Source organism: Nonomuraea sp. NPDC049269, assembly GCF_043197155.1.
Lineage (GTDB): Bacteria > Actinomycetota > Actinomycetes > Streptosporangiales > Streptosporangiaceae > Nonomuraea.
This window is the reverse complement of sequence record NZ_JBICSO010000001.1, coordinates 62,379-85,467: the sequence shown is the minus strand read 5'-3', so window position 1 is coordinate 85,467 and position 23,089 is coordinate 62,379. Positions and strand designations below refer to the sequence as shown.

The 23,089-nt window shown below is 70.0% G+C and carries 20 protein-coding genes; 8 read left to right on the top strand and 12 right to left on the bottom strand.

Going from position 1 to position 23,089, the window contains the following annotated elements; genetic code table 11:
• Positions 1 to 192 precede the first annotated feature (192 nt).
• Together ACGFNP_RS00430 and ACGFNP_RS00425 are read right to left on the bottom strand one after the other, a co-directional pair.
• Positions 193 to 1,404: a cytochrome P450 gene (locus tag ACGFNP_RS00430; RefSeq protein ID WP_393313114.1), complete on the bottom strand. Its 1,212-nt coding sequence runs from the start codon at positions 1,402 to 1,404 to the stop codon at positions 193 to 195.
• 38 nt (positions 1,405 to 1,442) lie between these two features.
• Entirely contained in the window at positions 1,443 to 2,078 is a 636-nt protein-coding gene (locus ACGFNP_RS00425; protein ID WP_393313111.1) for a TetR/AcrR family transcriptional regulator, read from the bottom strand.
• Between the two features lie 172 nt (positions 2,079 to 2,250).
• Here ACGFNP_RS00425 and ACGFNP_RS00420 point away from each other — a divergent pair, with 172 nt between their 5' ends.
• A complete protein-coding gene (locus ACGFNP_RS00420) occupies positions 2,251 to 3,396 on the top strand; it encodes a hypothetical protein (RefSeq protein WP_393313108.1) in 1,146 nt (381 codons plus the stop codon).
• Between the two features lie 10 nt (positions 3,397 to 3,406).
• Here ACGFNP_RS00420 and ACGFNP_RS00415 read toward each other — a convergent pair whose 3' ends face one another.
• Entirely contained in the window at positions 3,407 to 3,784 is a 378-nt protein-coding gene (locus ACGFNP_RS00415; protein WP_358333377.1) for a MerR family transcriptional regulator, read from the bottom strand.
• Positions 3,785 to 3,835: 51 nt separating this feature from the next.
• On the opposite strand from ACGFNP_RS00415, the gene ACGFNP_RS00410 reads away from it, so the two are divergent.
• Positions 3,836 to 5,347, top strand: coding sequence for an MFS transporter (locus ACGFNP_RS00410; RefSeq protein ID WP_393313103.1), 1,512 nt, complete (start codon positions 3,836 to 3,838; stop codon positions 5,345 to 5,347).
• 25 nt (positions 5,348 to 5,372) lie between these two features.
• On the opposite strand, the gene ACGFNP_RS00405 is transcribed toward ACGFNP_RS00410, so the two are convergent.
• Both ACGFNP_RS00405 and ACGFNP_RS00400 read right to left on the bottom strand, forming a co-directional pair.
• Positions 5,373 to 6,242: a TIGR03619 family F420-dependent LLM class oxidoreductase gene (locus ACGFNP_RS00405; protein WP_393313100.1), complete on the bottom strand. Its 870-nt coding sequence runs from the start codon at positions 6,240 to 6,242 to the stop codon at positions 5,373 to 5,375.
• Between the two features lie 136 nt (positions 6,243 to 6,378).
• Complete coding sequence (locus ACGFNP_RS00400; RefSeq protein ID WP_393313098.1) at positions 6,379 to 7,374, bottom strand: aldo/keto reductase; 996 nt, start codon at positions 7,372 to 7,374, stop codon at positions 6,379 to 6,381.
• Positions 7,375 to 7,505: 131 nt separating this feature from the next.
• Between ACGFNP_RS00400 and ACGFNP_RS00395 the strand changes: the two genes are divergently transcribed.
• Positions 7,506 to 8,366, top strand: a complete 861-nt coding sequence (locus tag ACGFNP_RS00395) for a helix-turn-helix transcriptional regulator (protein WP_393313095.1) — start codon at positions 7,506 to 7,508, stop codon at positions 8,364 to 8,366.
• Between the two features lie 103 nt (positions 8,367 to 8,469).
• On the opposite strand, the gene ACGFNP_RS00390 is transcribed toward ACGFNP_RS00395, so the two are convergent.
• Entirely contained in the window at positions 8,470 to 11,562 is a 3,093-nt protein-coding gene (locus ACGFNP_RS00390) for a BTAD domain-containing putative transcriptional regulator (protein WP_393313092.1), read from the bottom strand.
• Positions 11,563 to 11,697: 135 nt separating this feature from the next.
• Between ACGFNP_RS00390 and ACGFNP_RS00385 the strand changes: the two genes are divergently transcribed.
• Positions 11,698 to 12,897 (top strand): cytochrome P450, encoded by a 1,200-nt coding sequence (locus ACGFNP_RS00385; RefSeq protein WP_393313089.1) that lies wholly within the window; start codon positions 11,698 to 11,700, stop codon positions 12,895 to 12,897.
• Between the two features lie 71 nt (positions 12,898 to 12,968).
• Positions 12,969 to 13,448: a nitroreductase family deazaflavin-dependent oxidoreductase gene (locus ACGFNP_RS00380; RefSeq protein WP_358333397.1), complete on the top strand. Its 480-nt coding sequence runs from the start codon at positions 12,969 to 12,971 to the stop codon at positions 13,446 to 13,448.
• Positions 13,449 to 13,458: 10 nt separating this feature from the next.
• Here the strand turns inward: ACGFNP_RS00380 and ACGFNP_RS00375 are convergent, their stop codons facing one another.
• The 3 genes from ACGFNP_RS00375 to ACGFNP_RS00365 all read right to left on the bottom strand — a co-directional run bounded on the left by ACGFNP_RS00375 (position 13,459) and on the right by ACGFNP_RS00365 (position 16,626).
• On the bottom strand, positions 13,459 to 15,300 hold the full coding sequence (locus ACGFNP_RS00375) for an alpha/beta fold hydrolase (RefSeq protein ID WP_393313086.1): 1,842 nt from the start codon (positions 15,298 to 15,300) through the stop codon (positions 13,459 to 13,461).
• Between the two features lie 70 nt (positions 15,301 to 15,370).
• The gene (locus ACGFNP_RS00370; protein ID WP_393313083.1) at positions 15,371 to 15,946 is read right to left on the bottom strand and encodes a TetR/AcrR family transcriptional regulator; all 576 of its coding nucleotides are present in this window, start codon (positions 15,944 to 15,946) and stop codon (positions 15,371 to 15,373) included.
• Positions 15,947 to 15,993: 47 nt separating this feature from the next.
• The gene (locus ACGFNP_RS00365; protein ID WP_358333405.1) at positions 15,994 to 16,626 is read right to left on the bottom strand and encodes a LysE family translocator; all 633 of its coding nucleotides are present in this window, start codon (positions 16,624 to 16,626) and stop codon (positions 15,994 to 15,996) included.
• A 185-nt stretch (positions 16,627 to 16,811) separates the two neighbouring features.
• Here ACGFNP_RS00365 and ACGFNP_RS00360 point away from each other — a divergent pair, with 185 nt between their 5' ends.
• Positions 16,812 to 17,675, top strand: a complete 864-nt coding sequence (locus ACGFNP_RS00360) for an LLM class F420-dependent oxidoreductase (protein ID WP_358333408.1) — start codon at positions 16,812 to 16,814, stop codon at positions 17,673 to 17,675.
• A gap of 15 nt (positions 17,676 to 17,690) precedes the next feature.
• On the opposite strand, the gene ACGFNP_RS00355 is transcribed toward ACGFNP_RS00360, so the two are convergent.
• Both ACGFNP_RS00355 and ACGFNP_RS00350 read right to left on the bottom strand, forming a co-directional pair.
• The gene (locus ACGFNP_RS00355; RefSeq protein WP_358333411.1) at positions 17,691 to 18,335 is read right to left on the bottom strand and encodes a response regulator transcription factor; all 645 of its coding nucleotides are present in this window, start codon (positions 18,333 to 18,335) and stop codon (positions 17,691 to 17,693) included.
• On the bottom strand, positions 18,332 to 19,528 hold the full coding sequence (locus ACGFNP_RS00350) for a sensor histidine kinase (RefSeq protein WP_393313079.1): 1,197 nt from the start codon (positions 19,526 to 19,528) through the stop codon (positions 18,332 to 18,334). Before ACGFNP_RS00350 ends, ACGFNP_RS00355 begins: the two co-directional genes overlap by 4 nt.
• Positions 19,529 to 19,626: 98 nt before the next feature.
• Here ACGFNP_RS00350 and ACGFNP_RS00345 point away from each other — a divergent pair, with 98 nt between their 5' ends.
• Positions 19,627 to 20,439: a MerR family transcriptional regulator gene (locus ACGFNP_RS00345; protein WP_393313076.1), complete on the top strand. Its 813-nt coding sequence runs from the start codon at positions 19,627 to 19,629 to the stop codon at positions 20,437 to 20,439.
• Positions 20,440 to 20,446: 7 nt separating this feature from the next.
• Complete coding sequence (locus ACGFNP_RS00340) at positions 20,447 to 22,498, top strand: prolyl oligopeptidase family serine peptidase (RefSeq protein WP_393313073.1); 2,052 nt, start codon at positions 20,447 to 20,449, stop codon at positions 22,496 to 22,498.
• On the opposite strand, the gene ACGFNP_RS00335 is transcribed toward ACGFNP_RS00340, so the two are convergent.
• Positions 22,479 to 23,084 (bottom strand): histidine phosphatase family protein, encoded by a 606-nt coding sequence (locus ACGFNP_RS00335; protein ID WP_393313070.1) that lies wholly within the window; start codon positions 23,082 to 23,084, stop codon positions 22,479 to 22,481. The genes ACGFNP_RS00340 and ACGFNP_RS00335 overlap by 20 nt on opposite strands.
• Positions 23,085 to 23,089: the final 5 nt, after the last annotated feature.

The following is a 23,089-nucleotide window of genomic DNA, read 5'->3' as shown; positions in this document are numbered from 1 at the left end:
CCCGGTTCACCGGACGTTTCCTACTCGAGGGCCGTGTTCGAGCCGGAACCTCGGACAGCACGACGTCTGGACCGCTGACCTGGGCTTACACGGACAGCGTGTACCTAATCGCAGCTTCGTTAACGACGGGCCTATTTGGACGGCCGGCGCGCGTACCCAGACGGTCGGCTCGTGTCAGAGGACCGTCGGCTGTCAGCTCGGCAGGGAGAAGCGGACCGGCATGTGCTTGATCCCGTTGATGAAATCGGACCGCATCCGCTTGACCGGCCCCGCGTGCTCCGCCTCGGGGAAGCGGCGCAGCAGCTCCCTGATCATGCAGGTGATCTGCAGCCGCGCCAGGTTGGCGCCCAGGCAGAAGTGCGGGCCGCCGCCACCGAACGTCAGGTGGTCGTTGGGGTTACGGCGGATGTCGAAGGTGTACGGATCGGCGAAGACGTCCTCGTCGTGGTTGGCGGACATGTAGAACGTGACCACCTTCTCCCCCTCGGCGATCTTCTGGCCGCGGAGTTCGGTGTCGCGCGTGGCCGTACGCCGGAAGTTGTGGATCGAGGAGCCCCAGCGCAGGAACTCCTCGGTGGCGCTGCGCCACAGATCCTCGTCGTCGAGACCGGCGGCCAGGTCGCGATAGCTGTCCGGGTGGGTGATGAGGGCGTTCATGGCGTGGGCGATGAGGTTGCGGGTGGTCTCGTTCCCGGCGACGCAGAGGATCACGAAGAAGGAGTCGATCTCGTCCCTGGTCAGCCTGTCGCCGTCGACCTCCGCCTGCACGAGGGCGGTGAGGATGTCGTCACGCGGGTTGCGGCGGCGGTCGTCGACCAGGCCGTCGCAGTAGGCGAAGATCTCGGCCGCGGCGTTCTCGCCATCCTCGGGCGTGGTGCGGAAGTCGGGATCCTGGAAGCCGACCATGCGGTTCGACCACTCGAAGATCAGGTGGTGGTCCTCCTCGGGGACGCCGATGAGGTCGCAGATCATCTGCAGCGGCAGATATTCGGCCACGTCGGTCACGAACTCGACCTCGCCGTTCCGGTCGCGCGCGTCGTTCGCGATCTTCTCGGCGCGCCGCTGTACGGTCCCGCGCAGCCGGCCGATCGTCCTGGGCGTGAAACCCGCGCTCACCAGCCGGCGGTAGCGGGTCTGCTTGGGCGGGTCCATGTTCAGGAGCGTCATGCTGGCGATCTCGATGAACTCCGGCGTCTGCGTACGGATGAACGCGGTCCCGATCTCGGTCGACCAGGTATGCACATCCCTGCTGATAGCCCTCACATCATGATATTTCGTGACAGCCCAGAAGCCGGTGTCGTCGGGGACCTCGTGCCAGTGGACGGGCGCGTTCTGGCGCAGGTAGGCGAACTGGTCGTGCGGAACTTCGCGTTCCCACGTGTCTTCGAGCAGGTTGATCCGCATGGGCTCCCTTTCGGCGCGATGAGCTAGGAGTCGAGCAGTCAGAGCAGTTCGGGGTGGTCCGGGCCACCCCGAAGGAGGTCGGGCAGGCCGAGCAGGTCGCGCAGGCTTTCGACGACGGCCCGCTCCTCGACCGCCAAGGGATCGAGCCGGTGCTGCACCGCGCAGCCGATCAGCACCCCGAGCACGGCCGTCGCCGTCCGTTCCGGTGATCGGCGAAGCGGCACCCCTGCCGTCTCGGCCCAGTCGGACAGCCCGCCGGCGAGCCGGGCCCGGATGTCGGCGTAGCGCCTGGCCAGCGGCTCGGCGATGACGGGATCGCGCGCGCCGTGCAGCCACAGCTCCAGTTCGAGCAGGAGCCATGACGCACCGCGATCCTCGTCCGTACGGGTCAGCGCTTGGAACAGGGCGGCCAGCCGGTCGTCGAGCTCGGTGATCTCCTCGAACCCGGCGAGCAACTCGGCCGCGGCCTGGTCCTTCCACACCTCCAGCAGCGCGAGCAGCAGCCCTTCCTTGCCGCCGAAGTGGTTGTACAGCGCGCCGGTGGTGCGATCGGCCGCATCGGCCACCGCCTCGGCGGACACCGCGTGGAACCCCTTGCGGGCGAACAGGTCCGCCGCCGCGTCGATCAGCCGGGCCCGGGTCTCGGCTCGTCGCTGATCCTGGGTACGCGCCACCTGGGGCTCCGATCGGATATCGGGACGGCTACATATGTTTACCTTCCGATATATATGCTTGAACGAGCGCTTGGTCAAGCCCTCTCGTGATGCCATCCCTTGACCCTGTGCGTACGCGACCTTGACCCTTGTGGAAACGGCCGCCGCCGCACGCCTTCCTAGGCTGTGGCGCATGCGACTGCCGCGGATGATGATCATGCTGGTTGCGACCGCCATCGCCGTGGTTTCCTGCGGTCCGCCGCCCGCGCCCATGGTGGCGACCATCGAGTCCGCGCCACCGCTGAAGCCCTCGCCGCGAAAGCACGCCCGGCCGGTCGCCCGCGAAACCAACGTGTACGCCCATGACCGGCCAGGAATGCTCAGCCCACGGGTCGAGCACCTGACCCCTCGCGTGTACGTCCCCAACAGCGAGTCGAACACGGTGGACGTCATCAACCCGCGGACCTTCCGCGTCGTGCACCGCTACCGGGTCGGCGCCCTGCCCCAGCACGTCGTGCCCTCCTGGGATCTGAAGACGCTGTGGGTCAACGAGAACCAGGGCAACCGGCTCACCCCCATCAACCCGGTCACGGGCCGCCCCGGCAAACCGGTGCCCGTGGACGACCCGTACAACCTGTACTTCACCCCTGACGGCTCGTACGCGCTGGTCATGGCCGAACGCAACAACCGCCTCGACTTCCGCGACCCGCACTCGATGCGCCTGATCCGCTCCCTCGACCTGCCGTGCAGGGGCGTCAACCACGGCGACTTCACCGCCGACGGATCCGTCTTCCTGGCCAGCTGCGAGTTCTCCGGCCAGCTCGTGGCGATCAACTGGCGGCGCCCCCGCGTGAAGAAGGTGATCGGTGTCGGGGCGGGGAACATGCCGCAGGACGTCAAGCTCTCGCCCGACGGGCGGCGCTTCTACGTCGCCGACATGATGGCGGGCGGCGTGTGGATCATCGACGCCACCACCTTCCGGCGAGTGGGCTTCCTGCGCACCGGCAAGGGCGCGCACGGCCTGTACGTCAGCAGGAACGCGCGGCTGCTCTACGTCTCCAACAGGGGCGAGGGGACGGTCTCCGTCGTCTCGTTCGCCCGCCGCGAGGTGGTCGACCGGTGGCGGATCCCGGGCGGCGGCTCACCCGACATGGGTGGAGTGTCGGCGGACGGCAAGCAGCTCTGGCTCTCCGGGAGGTACCACGGGGTCGTCTACGTCTTCTCCACCGAGACCGGCAAACTGCTCCACAAGATCAAAGTCGGTCAGGGGCCGCACGGCCTGTGCTTCTTCCCGCAGCCCGGACGCTACTCCCTCGGTCACACCGGAGTGTTCCGCTGACCTGTCGCCGTCAGTAGGGAGAGGACGGCCGCTGGTCCGATGCGGTGTCGATCACTTCGTCCAGAACGTCACGGGAGCGGATCAAGTCGGTGATCATCCGGTTGATCCGGTCCCGTTCGGCGGCGAGGTCGGTGACCAGCCGCGGCGTGGCGATCTCGGAGGGGCGGCCGTCCGCGTCCCGCATGCAGGGCAGCAGTCGCGCGATCTTCTCACTGTGCAGGCCCGCCGCGAACAGCTCCTGGATGCGGATGACCCGGTCGACCGCGCTGTCCGGAAAATCCCGATGGCCGCCGGGAGTGCGCTCGGCGGTCAGCAGCCCCTGCTGCTCGTAGTAGCGCAGTGAGCGCTCGCTCACGCCGGTGCGCTGAGCCAGTTCACCGATCCGCATGCTCCGCCTCGGGTTGAATCTGACATTGATGTGAACTTCTACCGTATCGGCATGACGGATGTCTCCCCATCGCCCCGCCGCCTGGGGTGGACCCTGGCACTGCTGGCGTTCGCCCAGTTCATCATCGCTATCGACTACAACATCGTCTACGTCGCGCTGCCCGAGATCGGGCGAGAGCTGAGCTTCTCCGGTCAGAGCCTGCAATGGGTGGTCAGCGCGTACGCGGTCACGCTCGGCGGCTTCATGCTGCTGGGCGGCCGGGCCGCGGACCTGCTGGGGCGGCGGCGCGTGTTCATCATCGCCCTCGTTCTGTACGCCGGCTCATCGCTGGTCGGCGGGCTCGCCGGGAGCCCGGGACCGCTGATCGCGGTGCGCGCCGTGCAGGGGCTGGCCGCGGCGCTGCTGTTCCCCGCCACGCTGTCCCTGGTCAGCACCACCTTTGCCGAAGGCCCCGCGCGCAACCGCGCGCTCGCCGTGTGGGCCGCCACGGGCGGCGGCGGTCTCGCCGCGGGCGCGCTGCTCGGCGGAGTGCTCACCGACGTCTTCGGGTGGGAGTCGACCTTCTACATCTTCGTCCTGCTGGCCTGCGCGGCTCTCCTGGCGGCCCTCCCACTCCTTCCCACCGACCCGGCCCGCGATGGGGCCGACGTACGGGAACGCCGCTTCGATGTGCCCGGTGCGCTGACCGCGACCGCCGGGATCACGCTGCTGGTCTTCGTCCTGGCGCAGGGCCCGGAGTGGGGCTGGACCTCCCCGTCCATCCTCACCGCCTTCGGTCTCGGCCTCGCGCTGCTGGTGGTGTTCGCGGTGATCGAATCCCGTAGCCGCGATCCGCTCGTTCCTCCGCGCATGTTCGCCAATCCCAGCCTGGTTGCGGCCATGGCGGTCACCGCGGTGTTCGGGGCGGGCCTGGGCGCCCACTACTACCTGCTCACCGTCTACCTCCAGGACATCCTCGGGTACGACCCGTTGCGGGCGGGCCTGGCGTACCTGCCGCTGACGTTGCTCAACATCGTCGGCACCAAGGTCGCCGAGCGGCTGGTCACCCGTGCGGGCATGCGCGCCGCCCTGACCACCGGCCTGCTGATCGGTACGGCCGGCATGATCCTGCTCGCCCTTGCCGTCTCTCCCCACTCCCCCTTCATCGCCGTGCTGCCCGGCATCATGGTGGCCGGTCTGGGGATGGGCATCGTCTGGACCTCGATGTGGATCGCGGCGGGCAACGGTGTCGCGGCGAGCGAGCAGGGTGTCGCCTCCGGGATGGCGTCCGTGACCCACCAGACCGGGCTGGCGATCGGCACCGCCCTGATGGTGGCCGTCGCCAACGCCGGAATCGGCGGCCTGGCCGGCGACGCGCTGCGACGGGAGCTCACGAACGGCCTGACCATGGCGTACTACTTGGCCGCCGGCGTGACCTTCCTCGGCGTCCTGATCGCCGGCCTCACCCTCGGCCACCGGCACCTCGGTCGGCGCCACGGAAGCCTCGCTCAGCCCGCCGACGAAACAGTGGTCACGCGGGCCGGCGACGCCCCCTGCCTCGGACCGCCCGCGCGTTCGGTCTGATCAGAGCCGATCGGCGGCGCCGCCGTCAGGCCGGGCTGTGCGAGCGGAGGGCGAACCGCTCGGCGAACGCGGACATCTCATCGCGCTGCTGGTCCAGTTCGGGGGCGCTGGGGTTCACGACGATGCGGGTCACGCCTTGTGCGGCAAGTGCCTCGACCTGCTCGGCGGGCATGTCGATCGACCCCCATCGCGTGTACTCCAGCGCTTCCGGGCTGCGGCCGGCCTCGACGGCGGTCGAGCGGGCGAGGTCGAGCTGGATGGCGCGCTCATTCAGATCGAGCGCGCCGCCGGGGAAGTAGCCGTCGCCCCGGCGTCCGGCGCGGCGGGCGGCCGCCCGGCTCGATCCGCCGATGTGGATCGGCAGGTGGGTGACCCCGTAGGGCTTGGGGAACTGGCACAGGTCCTCGAAGGCGAAGAACTCCCCGGCGAAGCTGACGCCCTCTTCGCCGCCGGCCCAGAGCAGCCGCATGACATCGATCGCCTCATCAGTACGACGGCCGCGGGTGCTGAAGTCGACCCCCACCGCCCGGGCCTCGCCCGCCAAGGAGCCGAGGCCCACGGTCAGCAGCCGCATCCGCCCCTTGGACAGCAGATCGATGGTCGCCAGGCGCTTGGCGAGGATCACCGGATGGTGGTACGGCAGCAGCAGCACCCCCGTTCCGAGCAGGATCCGCTCCGTGGCCGCGGCGACGAAGCTCAGGCAATCGAGCGGATCGCCGTAAGGCAGTGACGGCGGGAGCTCAAAGGGCCCGACCGCGGCGCCGGGATAGAGCGCGATGTGCTCCGGCAGGTACAGCGACTCGAAGCCACAGTCCTCGGCATGCCGGGCATAGGCCGTGATCCTTTCGGGGTCAACGCCGTAGTAGGCCGAGTTGTAGCTGATCCCGAACTTCATCCGTCATTCCTCCGATGATGCGGCACCCACTTGTCGCGGCCACGCTAGAACGTTGCCACCAGCGTCAAGGCAACTGAGACAGCAGAGAGCTGATCAGGGTCGCCCAGGGTGCCGACTCCCCGCCGGAGAGCCGGGCTCAGTTGCCCACGCCGAGGTTGGACATGAACGCGGGCGGGTATCGGTCGCCGCGGGCCGCGTTCGGTGGCACCGCCTTCTCGATCTCCGCGAGGTCATCCGCGGTGAGGTCCAGGTCGATCGCGGGCAGCGCCTCGGCCAGCCGCTCGCGGGTGCGCGCGCCGACCAGCGGCACGATGCCCTCGCCCTGTGCGGCCACCCAGGCGATGGCCAGCTGGGCGACGGTGCGGCCCTTCGCCTCGGCGACCCGGCGCAGGGCCTCTACGAGGGCGAGGTTGTGTTCCACGTTCCCACCGGAGAAGCGCGGGCTGATGCCGCGGACGTCGCCGGGACCGGCGGTGTGACCGGCGGTCCAGTGCCCGGAGATGAGGCCGCGGCCGAGGACGCCATAGGCGGTCAGGCCGATGCCGAGCTCCCGCAGTGTGGGCAGAACGTCCGCCTCCACCGCCCGGGACAGCAGTGAGTACTCGATCTGCAGGTCGGCGATCGGGTGCACGGCGTGCGCCCGGCGGATCGTCGCCGCATCGACCTCCGACAGGCCGATGTGCCGCACGTGTCCGGCGTCGATCATCTCCTTGATCGCGCCCACCGTCTCCTCGATCGGTACCGCCGGGTCCAGCCGGGCGGGACGGTAGATGTCGATGTGGTCGGTGCCCAGGCGGGTCAGCGAGTAGGCCAGGAAGTTCTTCACCGCATCGGGACGGCTGTCATGCCCGCCGAACTCGGAACCCGGCCCCCGCAGCATGCCGAACTTGACGCTCAGCTGGTAGCTGTCGCGATCCCGGCCGCGCAGCGCCTCGGCGAGCAGCAACTCGTTGTGGCCCATGGCGTAGAAGTCGCCGGTGTCGATCAGTGTGATGCCGCTCTCCAGCGCGGCGTGCACGGTGGCGATGCTCTCCGCGCGGTCGGTCGCGCCGTAACCGCCCGACATGCCCATCGCACCCAGGCCCAGCTCGGACACGGTCGGTCCGGTGTCGCCCAAAGTTCGGCTCCGCATCACGTTCTCCCTCGTTGTCAGATGTCGTCCCCCCAACCATGGGCCCGGGCCGGGACCTGCGGGAGCGGAGCGTTCATCATGGGAGAGCCGCTCCCTGGCTCGGCTGACGGGCCGCGAGGCAGGATGTGGCCATGCAACGTGACCAGCTCGCCGACTTCCTGCGCCGCCGCCGCGAGGCGATCCGTCCGGCCGAGGTGGGCCTCGCCGACGGCCCTCGCCGCCGCACCGCCGGCCTGCGCCGGGAAGAGGTGGCGATGCTCGCCGGCATGTCGGTGGACTATGTCGTACGCCTTGAGCAGGGTCGCAGCAGTCAGCCCTCGACCCAGCTGCTCGGCTCGCTGGCCCGGGCGTTGCGCTTCTCCGACGACGAGCGTGACCATCTGTTCCACCTGGCAGGCCACCGGCCGCCGCCCGCCGACGGGGTGGCCCGCCTGGCCCGCGCCGGCCTGATGCGCATGCTCGACCTGCTCGGCGACACCCCGGCCATGGTGCTGTCCGATCTGGGGGAGGTCCTCGCCCAGAACCGGGCGGCCGTCCTGCTGATGGGCGACCAGACCGGCTTCTCCGGCGACCGGCGCTACATCATGTACCGCTGGTTCACCGAGCCCGCCGTCCGCGCCGTCTGTCCGCCCGAGGAGCAGGAGCATCGGGCCCGTCAGCTCGTGGCCGACCTGCGCGCGGCCGCCGGCCGCCGGTCCGGCGACCCCACGGTCGACGGACTCGTCGACCGTCTGCGGGCCGCGAGCGCCGACTTCCGCCGGCTCTGGGCCGAGCACGAGGTGGCGGTCCGGCGCGCCGACCGCAAGACCATGCTGCATGAGCGGGTGGGCCGGCTGACCATGGACTGCGAGACCCTGGTCACTCCCGATCAGGGGCAGCAGCTGCTGGTGCTCACCCCGGCGGACGCCGATACGCGCGAGCGGCTGGAGCTGCTGCGGGTGCTCGGCATCGAGGAGTTCCCCACGGGGGCAAAGGGCACGCCCGTACGGTGAAGCGGCCGCTGGAGACGTTGTAGGTGTCGTGTCAGCGGCTGCGTCAGGACAGCGACGGCCCGGGCGATCACGTTGATCGGCTACCTGTGGGCGCGCGCGTCGTTCACGAAGCGAGGGTGATCTCGGCCAGCTCACGCCAATCCCGCTGCTGTCCGTCACGGGTCGCCTCGGTGAACGCGGTTTCACCGAGGCGATTCCGCGTGTCCGCGGCGATCCTGGAGGCGTCCGGCTGCGAACGATCAGGTGTACCGCGCACGCTGTCGCTTCCCGCGAGCAATCGGGCGGCCTGCTCGTACTGTTTCTGGCGCAGTGCGAGATCCGCGACCCCGATCAACATCTCGGCGATCAGCGGTGGATACGTCATCTCCACAGCGGCGCGGAACGCCTCGGTCCGATACTCGCGGGCCTTGTCGAGATCCTCGGTGAGGTAGCCGGACAGGTTCGCGGCCTTGACGCGGGCCAAGGCGCTCAGTTCCTCGCTGCCCAGCATCGCCCGCACCATGGCCAGGTGCTGATGTGCCTTGTCCGGCTCGCCGCGCCAGCGCGCCAGCTGCGCCTTCGAAAGCTCCAGGTCGGCAAGCGTGTCCGGCCAGGTGATCCCCTCCGCGTACCGCTGCGCTTCGGCCATGGCGGATGCGCTGGATCGCTCGTCGCCGAGCAGCCAGTACAGCTGAGCCTGCCGCGCCCGCAGGCCGACCACGTCCTCGATCGCGCCTACCTCGGTCAGCGCCACAGCCGCCTCTTCGTGGTGCTCACACGCGCGGGCGAACTCGCCGCGCATGGCGAGCCGATCGGCCAGGAAGGTCAGCGACAACGAGATCCCCATCCGGTCACCCAGCGTGCGGAACTCGGCGAGGGCGATCTCGGCGTCGATGTCCACGTCGGTCTCGTCGCCGCCGAGCGTGAGCCGGAATCGGCCGCGAGTGATCCTGGCCTGCGCGCGCACCCAGGGATCGTCGTCGGTGATGAGCGGCTCGAGCACGGGCAGGAAGTCCGTCGGCGCCCGCAGCAGTTGCTCCCACAGCGCGACGAACCCGAGCATCTGGTGGTGATGCCCGCCGCGCTGGGTGAGCCGGTGCGCCTTGTGGATCCACTCCTCCGCCTGATACTGATCGCGGCCGGGCCCGGAGGTCAGGAACACCGTCACGATGGTGTACGCCAGCGCCCGCACCTCATCGGAGACCTCACCCTGCAGCGAGGCCGCCGCGATGCTCAACTCGGTGCCCTCGGTCCGGTGCCCGCTGAGGAACCAGTACCAGCCCGCGGCCCCGACCAGCCGCATCGCCTCCTGGGCCCATCCCTCGGAGATCGCCCCGCGCAGGGCCGCACTGATGTTGTCGTGCTCGGCCTCGAGCCTGGACAGCCACTCCAGTTGCTCGGCCCGGCGCAGGTGCGGATCGGCCGTCTCGGCCAGCTCGGTGAAGTAGGCAAGGTACGCCTGGCGCGCCGGCTCGGTCTCCCCGGCTTCGGCCAGCCGGTGCGCCGCGTACTCCCTGATGGTGTTGAGCATCCGGTAGCGCGGCATGCCCTCGCCGTCGGCGAGGAGAAGCGACTTCTCGATCAACGCGGTCAGCACGTCGAAAAGCTGTTCCCCGGCGAGTGCCTCGTCCCCGCACACCCGTTCGGCCGCTTCCAGGCTCGCCCCGCCGGCGAACACCGAGAGCCGCCGCAGCACGCCGCGTTCGGCCTCGGTCAACAGATCCCAGCTCCAGTCCACGACCGCGCGCAGCGTCTTGTGCCGGGGAAGCGCCGTACGGCTGCCGCTGGTCAGCAGCCGGAACCGGTCATCGAGCCGATGTGCCAGCTGATCGACGGACATGGTGCGCAGCCGTGCCGCGGCCAGCTCGATCGCCAGCGGCACCCCGTCGAGCGCCCGGCAGATCCGCGCCATGCCCGACAAGGCGTGCGCGTCGGAGCCGATGTCCTTGCGCACCAGATCCGCGCGGTCCCGCAGCAGTCGCACCGCCGGCGAGGACCCGACCTCGGCGGGGTCCGCTCCCTGCGCGGGCAGCGCGAGCGGCTCGACCTGCCACAGCACCTCCCCGGTGATGCCGAGTGGCTCCCTGCTCGTGGCCAGGATCCGCAGCCTCCGGCACTCCCCCAGAAGCCGGTCCGCGAAAGCGGCGGCCGCCTCGATCACGTGCTCGCAGTTGTCCAGGATCAGCAACATCGTGCGCTCCCGGACCGCGGCGATGAGCCGATCCATCGGCTCCCCGTCCCGCGCACCACCGAGCAATGGCTGGTCACGCAGGCCGAGCGCGGTAAGGGCGGCCTGCGCCAGATCGCCGCCTGCCCCCACCGAGGCCAGTTCGACCAGCCACGCCCCATCCGGCAGCTCGGTGAGCATCGTCCGCGCGGTCTCCGTGGCCAGCCTCGTCTTGCCGGAGCCACCCGCGCCCGTCAAGGTGACCAGTCGGTGCCCGATGGCCAGAACGGCGACCGCGGCGATGTCATCGTCCTTGCCGACGAAACTCGTCAGCTCGGCGCGCAGGTTCGTCCTGCGGTTCTCCGCCCGCTCGCCCAGCTCACCCCGCAGCAGCGCGGTGTGCAGCGCGGAGAGCTCGGCCGACGGATCGGCGCCCAACTCCTCAGCGAGCCGCTCGCGCGTCCGCTGGTAGACGGTCAACGCCTCGTTGCCACGCCCCGCCTCGGCGAGCGCTCGCATCAAGGCCGCCACGAACCCCTCTCGCAGTGGGTACGTGGCAACCAGCTCGGTCAGCTCGGAGACCAATTCCGAGCCACGGCCGAGGCGAATGTCCGCATCCACCCGATCGCCGAGCACGGCGACGTAGAGGTCGTCCAGACGCGCGACCGCGGCGTCGAACGCATCGCTGTCTCGCAGTGCGATGTCCGCCATGGCCGAACCGCGCCACAGTGCCAAGGCCGCGCGCAGCAGATCCGCCCGCGCGGCGGGCTCGGCGGCACGGGCCTGACCGACCAGGTGCTCGAACCGAGACACGTCCACGGCATCAGGAGCCACGGCCAGCCGGTATCCGCCGGAGCTCGCCTCGATGACGCCGTCAGGCAACGCCCTGCGCAGCCTGGACACCAACGCCTGCAAGGCATTCACTTCGTCCGCGGGCGGCTGTTGCCCCCAGATCCAGTCCACCAGCCTCGCACGCGTGACGATCCGGCCCGGTTCGAGGGCGAGTGCGGCCAGCAGCGCGCGCAGCCGAATCCCGGGAACCTCCGCCACGACCCCATCGTGGTTGCGAACCTCGAACGGTCCAAGCAATTCAACTCGCACATCAGACATTGTGCCGTGTCATGTCAGCGGCCGTGTCAGCATGGCGACGGCCCCATATCAGGGCGGTCGGCGATGGTGAATGCCATGGAACACACCGTCACCACGATGCCGGCCACGCGTCAGCCCGGCTGTCCCTTTGACCCGCCCAAAGAGCTGATCCAGGCCCGCGAGCAGAGCCCGATCAGCCACTTCCCCTTCGCCGACGGACATCAGGGCTGGCTGGTCACCGGCTTCGACCTGGTCCGGTCGGTCCTGGCCGACTCGCGGTTCAGCTCGCGCAAGGAGCTCATGGGCCACCACCCGACCATCGACTACGGCGGCTTCGAGGTCCCGCCGGCGCCGCCGGGTGAGTTCCTGCTCATGGACGAGCCGCAGCACGGCCGCTACCGCAAACCCCTGGTGGGCAAGTTCACCGTACGGCGGATGCGGCTGCTCACCGAGCGCGTCGAGCAGGTCACCGCCGAGCACCTGGACGCGATGGAGAAGGCCGGGCCGTCGGCGGACCTGGTGACCGCGTTCGCCAAGCCCATCCCCGCCATCATCATCTGTGAGCTGCTCGGGGTGCCGTACGAGGACCGGGGCTCCTTCCAGGACAACATCGACAAGTTCCTCGGCGGGGAGGTGAGCGACGAGGACCAGTTCGCGGCCTACACCGCGACCCAGAGCTACCTCGCGGAACTGGTGGCCGCCAAACGCGCCAACCCCACCGACGACGTGCTCAGCGACCTGCTCGACAGCGACCTCACCGACGAGGAACTGAAAGGGATGGCCTTGATCCTGCTGTCGGCCGGGTTCGACACCACCGCGAACATGCTCGCGCTGGGCACCTTCGCGCTGCTGCGGAACCCGGAGCAGCTGGCCGCGCTGCGCGCCGACCCCGCGCTCACCGAAGGGGCCGTCGAGGAGCTGCTGCGCTATCTGAGCGTTGCCAAGCAGTTCCAGAGGGTCGCGCTGGAGGACGTCGAGCTGGGCGGCCACACCATCAAGGCCGGTACGACGGTCATCCTGTCTCTCAACACCGCCAACCGCGACCCCGAACGCTTCACCGACCCCCAAGCGCTCAACCTGCGCAGGCAGGACGGCGGGCACCTGGCCTTCAGCCACGGCATCCACCAGTGCCTGGGCCAGCAACTGGCCCGCGTCGAGATGCGCGTCGCCTTCCCCGCGCTGCTCAACCGCTTCCCCACCCTGCGCCTGGCCGTGCCGGCCGACGAGGTCGCCCTGCGCCCGGAGGCCGCGGACATCTACGGGGTCAAGAGCCTCCCGGTCACCTGGGACGCGTGACCGGGAATGATCGTGCCCGCTCTCTGTGTTGCGCGGAGCAAAGATTCGTCGACAGCGTGGAGATGGGCGACATGCCACTCAAAGGCGAGTACGAGCCGAGCACGGCGCAGTTCGTACGTGACCAGGTGGAACTGTACGAAAGCTCCGGTGGTACGGAAGGAACGACGCTCGGCAGCCTGGTCGGTTCGGAAGACGTGCGGCGGCGGGACCTGCCTGTCGTCATCCTGACCACCCTGGGCGCGAAGAGCGGCAAGATCCGCAAGTCCCCGCTCATGCGGGTGGAGCACGACGGCTCCTACGCCGTGGTCGCCTCCTTGGGAGGCGCCCCCAAGCACCCGGTCTGGTACTACAACGTGGTGGCCGACCCCCGGGTGGAGCTTCAGGACGGCCCGGTGCGCCAGGACATGCTGGCACGCGAGGTGACCGGGGACGAGAAGGCCGTGTGGTGGGCTCGCGCCGTCGAGGCGTACCCGGACTATGCCGACTACCAGAAGAAGACGGACCGGGAGATCCCGCTCTTCGTTCTGGAGCCGGCGGCCGAGGAGCACTGATTCCGGGCCCTTACCGTGGGCTCCGGGTCGATGCGCCGGCCATGCGCCGCATGATCGCGGCGATGGTGGCGGGGTGAGTGAGGTGCGGATGGTGCCCGGTCCCGGGGACGGTCGTGACAGTGGCCGGGCCGGGCTCGCCGACCAGCGGATCCAGCTGTCCGGCCACGATGTGGACCGGGACTGAGACGGTTCCGCCCAGCAGGGCTTGGAGGGCGGCGCGTTCTGTGGGCTGGTACGCGGCCCGCAGCCACTGGGCCGTACGACGGGCGACGCCGGGCCGGTGTAGTTGGGCGGCGGCGCTCGCGATGGCCCGACGGGCCTCGTCTGAGGGAACGCCGCCGCTCGTGCCCAGGAGTGAGGTCGCGAGCCGGTCGGTGGAGATCCTCTTCAGGAGTGGCGCGGCGAGCATCGGTGTACGGAGCAGCCACGAAGCCTCCTCCTGGAGGAAATAGGGCGAGACGAGGAGCAGGGCCGAGACGCGTTCGGGATGAGCGGCGGCATAGCGGAGCGCCGGTGCGGTGGCCGCCGAGTGGGCGACGATGACGGGCCGGGTTCGTACGGGCGCCAGCAGATCGGTGAGCCAGTCCAGCGAGGTGGCAGCCGTGGGCGCGGAACGGCCGAGTCCCGGCAGATCGGCGACGAGGGCGGGTGCTTCGTCCAGTTCGCCGAGCACTCCCTGCCAGGACTCGCCGTCGAGGGGAAGCCCGTGCAGGAGGACGAAGCCGGGCGAGGTCCTGTCGCCGGCGACATAGGTCCGGGATCCGCCGACGTCGTGGAAGCCGCCGGGAAGCCCGCCCGGGGCCGTCCCGAACCTCTCCGCCACCAGCCGATCGGCCCAGCGGCGCAGCGCGGTCTCGACGGGTGGCTGCCGGAGCCCCGCGGCCTCGGCGACCTTCTCGGCTGAGACCGTGTCGTACCGGTCCTCGGTCAGGAAGGCCAGGGTCTCGGGGTTGGCTCCGGTCAGCGCGGCGGGCAGGCGGCGGATCAGGGACACCGGTACGAGGGTCCTCGGCGCGGGTACGCCCAGGTGGCCGCCGAGCAGGCGCACCAGGTCGGGCAGGTCCGGGGTGTTCTCGTCGAGCACCCAGTGCAGGCCGCCGGGCTCCGGGTCGTGGTCGGGAATGGCGGCCATGAACTTCGCGAAATGATCCACGCTCACCACGGGCACGAACGTACGGGCGGTGCCCGGCAGCGCCGGAAGCTTACCCATCCACAGGTCGCGGACCAGTTCGGCCAGGCCGATGTACTGGCCGGCCTCGCCCGTGGTGGAGTGGCCGATCACGGTGCTCGGATTCACCACGGTCAGCGGAACCCCCAACTGCGCCGCGATGACCCGTACGGCCGCGTCCCCCTCGGTCTTGGAGCCTTCATAGGCACCCTTGCTTCGGTAGAGCTTCACCAGTTCGGCCTCCGGGAGCGGATACCGCGCCACCGGGTCCAGCCCGACCCGGTAGCCCGACACGTGGACCAGCCTGCGCAGGCCGGTCCGGGTCGCGGCCCAGCGCAGCACGTTCAGGGCGCCTTCGACGTTGACCGTCCTGGCCTCCTCGCGCCGCAGCCCGAACCGGTAGACGGCGGCGGTGTTGAAGACCTCCCGTACGCCGGCCAGCCGCTCGTCGTCCGCCCCGCTCAGCCCCAGGCCCGTACCGGCCGTGAGATCACCGGCCACGACCACGAGCCGTTCGGCACTCACGCCGTGATCTTGTAGCCAGGCGCGCAGTTCGCCCGCGCGGCTCTGCACCGGTTCGCGGAGAACGGCCGCGATCGTCCGGCCCTGCTCCAGCAGGTGCAGCACCGTCCACCTGCCGATGAAGCCGTTCGCGCCGAACACCACGGCGTCCGTCTCTTCCATTCCCATTCCTCTCTAGACCGATCTACATAATCTGTGAGCAGAAAAAAGGCGCCGGCACCCCCTGCGCTGGTCAGCCAGTGCCGAGCAGCTTGGCGATGCGGCGGCCGGTCCGCTCGATGGGGATCCGGCTGCGGCCGGCGCGAGCCAGCACCAGCGCGCCTTCGATCAGGGCGAGCACTGTCGCCGCGAGCTCGTCCGACTCCTCCGCGTCGTGACCGTCGGCCCGCAGGGCATCGGCCAGCGCCCGCTGCCAGCCCGCGTAGATGCCGCCGCAGATCGGCTGGAGGTCGTCGTTGGTCGCGGCGACCTCCAGGGCGACGGTCGCCACCGGGCAGCCCTTGGCGTAGCCGGCCGCCACCATCCGGTCGGCCAGCCCGTCCAACAGGGCCTGAATGAGATCGCGAGCGGTGGAAGCCGTCGCGGCCAGCCCTTCGACCATGCCGTCGACCTCCCGGCCCGCGGCGGCGAGGGCCTCGCCGACCAGCTGGTCCTTGCCGCCGGGGAAGTGATGATAAAGCGAACCCCGAGGGGCGCCGGCCACCGCGAGCACCTCATTGAGCCCGGTGCCGTGGTAGCCCTTCGCCTCCACGAGCGTCCGAGCCGCCTCGATCAGCCGGGCCCGCGTCTCATCGCCTTTGATCGCCACCCTCTAGAAAATAGACCGGTCTGCATAGTCTTGTCTAATTCGGCGCTTCACTTCTCGGCGGCCAGCCGTACTCCCAGCCCGATGAAGATGCTCCCCGTCGCGATGTCGAGCCGGCGGCGCGCGGCGTGCCGGCGACGCAGCCATCCTCCGATCCGTCCCGCCAGCACTCCGACCAGGCCGTCGACCAGGAACTCCAACACGATCAGAATGGCGCCGAGGATGGCGAACTGCAGCCAGACCTGACCCAGCCGCGGGTTGATGAACTGGGGAAGGAAGGCGATCGTGAAGGTGACCATCTTCGGGTTCAGCAGGTTGGTCAACAAGCCGTTGAGATACGCCCGCCGGCCCGGCATCCCTTCGCCGACGACGGGCATCTCATCATGACCGGCCTTGCTGCGGCGAAGGGTCTGCACGCCGAGGTAGATCAGGTACGCGGCGCCGGCGATCCGTACCACCGTGAAGGCGACCGGCACCGCCGCGAAGAGCGCGGCCAGTCCCGCGGCCGCCACGGCGATGTGCACGGCCTCGCTCGTCGCCACCCCGGCCGTGGCGAGCAGGCCGGCGCGCGGACCGCCCCGCATCCCACAGCCCAGGATGAACAGCATGTCGGGCCCCGGAGTGATCATGGCGACGATCGTGGTCACGGTGAAAGCGAGGAGTAGGTGCTGGTCGATCGGCATAACGCGATGGTGCCATAGCCGGAAATGTCGGCCGCATGGTGCCCCATGCGGCCTGCGGGGCGTGAGATAATTACTCCCACGACGCCCTCTCGGCCTCGGGTCCAGCGACCCAGGCGAGAGGGTTTTTTCATGCCCGCAGTGACGCGTCACCCTGCGGCGGCATGCCACCCGATCAAGGAGTATCGATGAAGCTCGGTCTGACCTGCCCACGTTTCACCTGGCCCGGCGGTGATTCCGCCATCTCCGGGCGGTTCGCGGCCGTCGCCCGCGGCGCCGACGAAGCGGGACTGCACAGTCTGTGGGTGATGGACCATTTCTTCCAGATCCCCAACTTCGGCGCCGTGGAGGATCCGATGCTGGAGGCGTACGGCGCGCTGTCCTACGCCGCCGCCCTCACCAGCCGGGTCACGCTGGGCACCCTGGTAACCGGCGCCGTCTACCGTGAACCAGGACTGCTGGTGAAGCAGGTCAGCACCCTGGACGCACTCTCGGGCGGTCGCGCCGTCCTCGGCATCGGCGCCGGCTGGTACGAGTCGGAGGCCCGCGGGCTCGGCCTGCGCTTCCCTTCGCCGGCCGAGCGGTTCGAGCGGCTGGAGGAGACGCTCCAGATCGCCCGGCAGATGTGGAGCGAGGAGGACAAGCCTTACGAGGGCCGACATTACCGGCTGGAACGTACGCTCAACGCCCCGCAGGCGCGTCCGCCGATCCTGATCGGCGGCAGCGGGGAGAAGAAGACGCTCCGGCTGGTCGCCGAGTACGCCGACGCCTGCAACTTCCTGGATGGCGCCGACGTACGGCACAAGCTCGGCGTGCTGCGCGCGCACTGCGAGCGGCTGGGCCGGCCCTACGAGGAGATCGAGAAGACCCTCCACATGCGGGTGCCTGACGGGCAGAGCATCGAGGAGAGCGTCCAGCGCTGCGGCGACCTCGCCGCTCTGGGCATCGACCACGTCATCGTCGCCGTCCCCGATGCCGCCGCCGACTCCTCACTCGCGCACCTGGCCGAACTCGCCACGCGGATCTCCACCATCACACCAGCGGGGCGCTGACCGCGAGCGCCTGCCTCAGCCTCGGTTGCTCGGCTTGAGCAGGCCGTTCTCGTACGCCGCCGCGACCGCGGCCGCCCGGTCGTTCACCTTGAGCTTGGCGAAGACATGCAGCAGATGCGTCTTCACCGTCGCCTCGGTGATGAACAGTTTGGCGGCGATCTCACGATTGGTGGCGCCCCGGGCGATGAGCCCGAGCAGTTCGAGTTCGCGGCGGCTCAGCGGCTGCTGTCGCGGCGGCTGCGCTCGGGGCGTCAGCACGCCGGCCACGGAAGGGGACAGCACCGTCTCACCACGCGCCGCGGCCTGCACGGCCCGGCGCAGCTCGGTTCGGGGGGTGTCCTTGAGCAGATAGCCGGTGGCGCCCTCCCGCATCGCGGGCAGGACGTCGGCGTCGTCGTCGAAGGTGGTCAGCACCAGGACGCGGACGGCGGGTGCCTGTTCGCGTAGCCGGCGGATGACCTCGGCGCCGCTCATCTTCGGCATGCGCAGATCCATGAGCACGACGTCGGGGTCGGTCCGCATGGCCACGACGAGCGCTTCCGGCCCGTCGGCCGCCTCGCCGACGACCTCGAAGGCGTCGTCATCGGCGAAGATCCCGCGCAGCCCGTCGCGGACGACTGGATGATCATCCACGATGATCAGGCGAATAGGTGGGTTCATGAGGCAGTCGCGGGAATCGCCGGAACGGTGGCGGAGATCCCCGTCCCCTGACCGGGGGCCGTCTCGACCTGGAAGTCACCGGCCAGCCGGGTGACCCGTTGCCGCATCGCGATGAGCCCGAAACCGCCCTCCTTCGAGGGATCAGTCGCCCCGGGGGTGAAGCCGGAGCCGTCATCCCGTACGTCCAGCACCACCACATCCTCCATGTACGACAAGGTGAGACCGACCCGGCCGGCCGAGGCGTGCTTGCCGACGTTGGCCAGCGCCTCCTGCGCCACCCGCAGCAAGGTGAGCTCCACCTCCGCGTGCAGCGGCAGCTGATCACCGGTGACCGACACGAGGACGGGCACGCCGGTGGTCTGCGTCCATTTCGCCGCGACGTCACGCAGGGCGGCGGCGAGCTGGGCCTCGCCCAGCGACGCCGGACGCAGCGCCTGAACCGAGCGGCGGGCCTCGTTCAGGCTCTCTCTGGCCATGGCGCGCACCGTGTCCAGGCGCGAGCGGGCGGCGGGCGCGTCCTCGATCACCCTGTCGGCGGCTTCGAGCTGGGTGAGGATGGCGGTCAGCCCCTGCGCGAGGGTGTCGTGGATCTCCCTGGCCATCCGCTGCCGCTCCCCCAGCACGCCGGCCTCCCGAGCCCGGACCAGGAGCTGGGCCTGCAGGCCGGCGTTCTCCTCGGCGAGCGCGGCCAGCTTGGCGCCGGTCTCCTCCAACTGCGCGATCATCACCTTGCGCTGCTCGTTCTGCGCGGAGATGGTGCGGTTCAGCAGGCCGGCCGCGGAGGCGACCAGCACCGCGACGAGGAAGGAGAAGATCAGCTCGCTCGGGGTCCGCCCGCGTCCGGCGACCAGCACGGCGGCCGTCGCGACCACCCCCGCGTACGCCCACCATCCGGGCAGCACGCTGAACGCCTGGATGAAGGCGCCGACACCGGTCACGAAGAACAGCGAGTCGAGGCCGACCAGCACCCCGATGACGGCGAGCAGCACGACGAAGTAGCCGATCCCCGCCACCGGCCGCTCGATCCGGGCGAAGCGCGAGGCGACCATGAACCAGTGCCACGCCGCGGCGAACACCGCCAGGACCAGCACTTCCGGCCGCCACTCCCGCAGCAGGGCGAACACCGCCGGAAGCAGGATGAACAGGTACGGCAGAGCAGCCGAGGCACGATCCCAGCGCGAGAGCCCGATCACCACAGGGACGCCCGGCCGGCGACGGCGGATAACGCGACCATGATTCTCAGGGTAACCAGCTTGAACCTCCCGTGGCGGGAGGTCTTACCGTCGTGTCCGTGACCGGAAACGACGGCGACGAGCGTCGATGGACCATCGGGGAACTGGCCAAGGCCACCGGTGTCACCATCCGCACGCTCTACCACTATGACGAGATCGGCCTGGTCCAGGCCGGCGAGCGGACCGCGTCGGGCCACCGCCGCTACACCGGGGCCGATCTGCGGCAGCTGTATCGCGTACGCGCCCTGCGCGGGCTGGGACTGTCGCTGGAGGAGATCGCGAACGTCCTCGCGCGGCCGGTGGACGACCTGACGGCCATGCGCGGCCTGCTCGCCGCCCAGCTGGCCGAACTGGACCTGCAAGTCGCCCGGATAGGGCAGCTGAAGCAGCGGCTCGGCGGGCTGGCGGGACTGCTCGACCAATCGGTCATGCCCGACCCCGAGCAGTTCATGACCACCCTCGAAATGATCTCGGTGTACGAGAGCTACTTCGGCCAGGAGGTACGCGACGACCTGGCCAAACGCCGGATGCAGCTCGGTGAGGACGCGATGGAGCGCTTCCGGGCCGAGTGGCTCGTCCTCCTCCGGGAGGCCCGGGAGCACGTGCTGGCGGACACCCCCGTAGACGACCCGCGGGTGCGGGAGGTGGCTGCGCGCTGGGAGGCGCTGGCGACCGCGCTCCAGAGCGGTGACCAACAGGTCGACCAGCGGGCCCAGGCCGCCGGAATGGCGTTCTGGCGCGACAACAGCGCCGGGATCAGCGAGGAGATCAGCCGCCAGATCGACTGGCTGGACGCGGGCGACCTGCCCGCCATCATGAGCTACTTCGAGCGCGTCCGTAAGGCGCGCGACGAACACGAATCAGGAGGGTGACGCGAGGATGCGCTATCCCGAGGCACCGGTACGGCCGGAGCGCAACGAGGTGGGTGGGCTGGTCTTCGACGACCCCTACCAATGGCTGGAGGAGGACGACGGGGAGGGCGTGGCGGCCTGGCAGCGGGCCCAGGACGAGCTGGCCCGGTCCTACGTGCACGGCTGGCCGCATCATGAGGCGCTCGCGGCCCGCGTCGGGGACCTGGTCGAGCAGATGGACGCCCGCAACCTGGTGGTCCCGGTGCGATACGGGCCGCGGTGGTTCCGCGGCCGCATTCCCGACGGACGGGAGCTGATGGTCTTCGAGACGGCGGACGCTCCCACCGGTCCATGGCGCATGGTGATCGACCTCAACGAGATGTCCGACGGTACGCCGCTGCGGATGAGCCCGCAGCCCTCACCAGACGGCAGCCTGCTGGCGTACTCCCTGGACGCGGGGGGCCAGGAGTTGCCGGCGCTCAAGGTGATCGAGATCGACACCGGGAAGGTGCTGCTGGACGGCGTACCGCAGCAGCGACCGGGCCTGGTGGCCTGGCTCCCGGACGGCAGCGGCTTCTTCTACATGGCCAACGAGGCAGGAGCGGCGGCGTTACGGTGGCGGCTGTTCTTCCACCGGCTGGGGCAGCCGGCGCCCGCCGAGCCCGAGCCGTTGGACATCCCGCACATGTTCGCCATCCCCAAGATCTCCCGGGATGGGCGCTGGGCGCTGCTCCAGGTCGACCATCTGCGGCCCCGGCCGCACTTCATCGCCCGCCTGGACGAACCGTGGGAGTGGCGCGAGTTCATCACCGACGCCGAGCATCTGTACAAGGGCGTCCTCGTCGACGGCTCCTACGTGGCCGTCACCACGGCGGGCGCCCCGCGCGGCCGCCTGGTCCGCATCCCGCTGGACAGCCCCGGCGACCCCGCCACCTGGACCGAGCTGGTGCCCGGCGGCGACGCCGTACTCACCGGTGTGACCCTGGTCGGCGACCGGCTGGTACTCGGCGAGCTGGTGGACACCGTCTCCCGCGTCCGGATCCTCGGCCTGGACGGCGCGGACCTCGGGGAGGTCCCGCTGCCCGGCCAGGGCTCGGTCAGCTCCATCGCCCAGGGAGTCGTCGCGCTGGGCGTGATGGACCAGGTGGTGGGCTGCGAGGACGCGATCACCTTCGGCTACACCTCCTACACCCAATCCCCCACGGTCTACCACTATGAGCTGGAATCGGGGACGTTGACCGCCCTGCAGGGGTCGGGTCACACCCTGACCGGGATGGTCACCACCCGCGTGTGGGCCACGTCGGCCGACGGCACCCGCGTGCCCTGCACCCTGGTCCACCGCGCCGACCTGGACCGTTCGCGCCCGCAGCCGACCCTGATCCAGGGGTACGGCGGTTTCAACGTCGCCGTTCTGGCGTCCTATCTCGGCCCTTTGGCGGCGTTCGTGGAGGCGGGCGGGATCTACGCGCACGCCCACGTACGCGGCGGCGGGGAGTTCGGCCTGCAGTGGTGGGAGGGCGGGCGGCTGCACGCCAAGCAGAACACCTTCGACGACCTGTACGCGATCGCCGAGCAGCTGATCGCCGACGGGGTCACCACCCCCGACCGGCTGGCGATCCAGGGCGCCTCGAACGGCGGCCTGCTCACCGCCGCGGCCGTGACCCAACGGCCGCAACTGTGGCGGGCGGTCGTCTGCGGCGCCCCCAAGCTGGACCTGATGCGCGTCGCCCGCGACCCGGTGGGCACCGCCGCCACCCTCTCCGAGTACGGCAACCCCAACGACCCGGCCGACGCGCCCGTGCTCATGGCCTACTCCCCCTACCACAACGTGAAACCGGGCACGGCCTACCCGGCGATCCTGCTGGACGCGGGCGCCAACGACCCCCGCTGCCCTGCCTGGCACTCCCGCAAGTTCGCCGCCAGAACGCAGGCCGCCACCACCTCCTCCCATCCGATCCTGCTGCGCGTCTGGTCCGACGCGGGACACGGTGGGACGAACTGGAGCACGATCGTTCAGCAGCAGAGCTTCTGGCTGGCGTTCGTCATGCGGGAACTTGGGCTCACGGCCGCATCCCCTTAGGGAACCCGGTCCAGCGCAGATCGGCCGGGAGGTGGCTCATGTCGTTGAACATCACGATCGTGGGCGGCAGGCGGTCGCGGTACTCGATGACCGTCAGTGCGGTGTTGGCGCTGTTCAGTCCGAGCCACCGGGCCGGCGGCGCGTCCAGTGCGTGCCGCAGCAGCCACGCGATCGGATAGGCGTGCGTCACCAGGATCTCGTGCGTGTCGGCTTGGGCGGTCGTGCCGGGGACCTTCGCGAACCGGGCGACCAGCGCCTCGGCCAGCCTTTGGCCCGAGGCCGCCTCGGTGTCGTCGTAGCCGTCGAAGAAGCCGGCCCAGGACGGGGGTGTTTCGGCCGGACTGGGAACGTAGGGCACGTGGTCGATGAGTTCGGCGGCCTCGGCCACGGGCACGTTCGGGAGATGCCGGGCGAGTTCGTACGCGCTCGCCGCGGCGCGTGGCAGCGGAGAGTGCCACACGGCGTCGACCGGTAGGCCGGCGAGCCGTTCGCCGAGCAGGCCCGACTGCCGCCGCCCGATGCCGGTGAGCTCCCCGAACGCGTCGGCCGCGCCGTGGCGGGCAAGGTAAAGGTGTCGCGTTGTCATGGGCG

Bases quoted from the DNA above. Each gene is read 5' to 3' on its own strand.
- ACGFNP_RS00430 (WP_393313114.1), bottom strand. From the start codon at position 1,404: ATGCGGATCAACCTGCTCGAAGACACGTGGGAACGCGAAGTTCCGCAC.
- ACGFNP_RS00420 (WP_393313108.1), top strand. From the start codon at position 2,251: ATGCGACTGCCGCGGATGATGATCATGCTGGTTGCGACCGCCATCGCC.
- ACGFNP_RS00415 (WP_358333377.1), bottom strand. From the start codon at position 3,784: ATGCGGATCGGTGAACTGGCTCAGCGCACCGGCGTGAGCGAGCGCTCA.
- ACGFNP_RS00410 (WP_393313103.1), top strand. From the start codon at position 3,836: ATGACGGATGTCTCCCCATCGCCCCGCCGCCTGGGGTGGACCCTGGCA.
- ACGFNP_RS00405 (WP_393313100.1), bottom strand. From the start codon at position 6,242: ATGAAGTTCGGGATCAGCTACAACTCGGCCTACTACGGCGTTGACCCC.
- ACGFNP_RS00400 (WP_393313098.1), bottom strand. From the start codon at position 7,374: ATGCGGAGCCGAACTTTGGGCGACACCGGACCGACCGTGTCCGAGCTG.
- ACGFNP_RS00395 (WP_393313095.1), top strand. From the start codon at position 7,506: ATGCAACGTGACCAGCTCGCCGACTTCCTGCGCCGCCGCCGCGAGGCG.
- ACGFNP_RS00385 (WP_393313089.1), top strand. From the start codon at position 11,698: ATGGAACACACCGTCACCACGATGCCGGCCACGCGTCAGCCCGGCTGT.
- ACGFNP_RS00380 (WP_358333397.1), top strand. From the start codon at position 12,969: ATGCCACTCAAAGGCGAGTACGAGCCGAGCACGGCGCAGTTCGTACGT.
- ACGFNP_RS00375 (WP_393313086.1), bottom strand. From the start codon at position 15,300: ATGGAAGAGACGGACGCCGTGGTGTTCGGCGCGAACGGCTTCATCGGC.
- ACGFNP_RS00365 (WP_358333405.1), bottom strand. From the start codon at position 16,626: ATGCCGATCGACCAGCACCTACTCCTCGCTTTCACCGTGACCACGATC.
- ACGFNP_RS00360 (WP_358333408.1), top strand. From the start codon at position 16,812: ATGAAGCTCGGTCTGACCTGCCCACGTTTCACCTGGCCCGGCGGTGAT.
- ACGFNP_RS00355 (WP_358333411.1), bottom strand. From the start codon at position 18,335: ATGAACCCACCTATTCGCCTGATCATCGTGGATGATCATCCAGTCGTC.
- ACGFNP_RS00340 (WP_393313073.1), top strand. From the start codon at position 20,447: ATGCGCTATCCCGAGGCACCGGTACGGCCGGAGCGCAACGAGGTGGGT.
- ACGFNP_RS00335 (WP_393313070.1), bottom strand. From the start codon at position 23,084: ATGACAACGCGACACCTTTACCTTGCCCGCCACGGCGCGGCCGACGCG.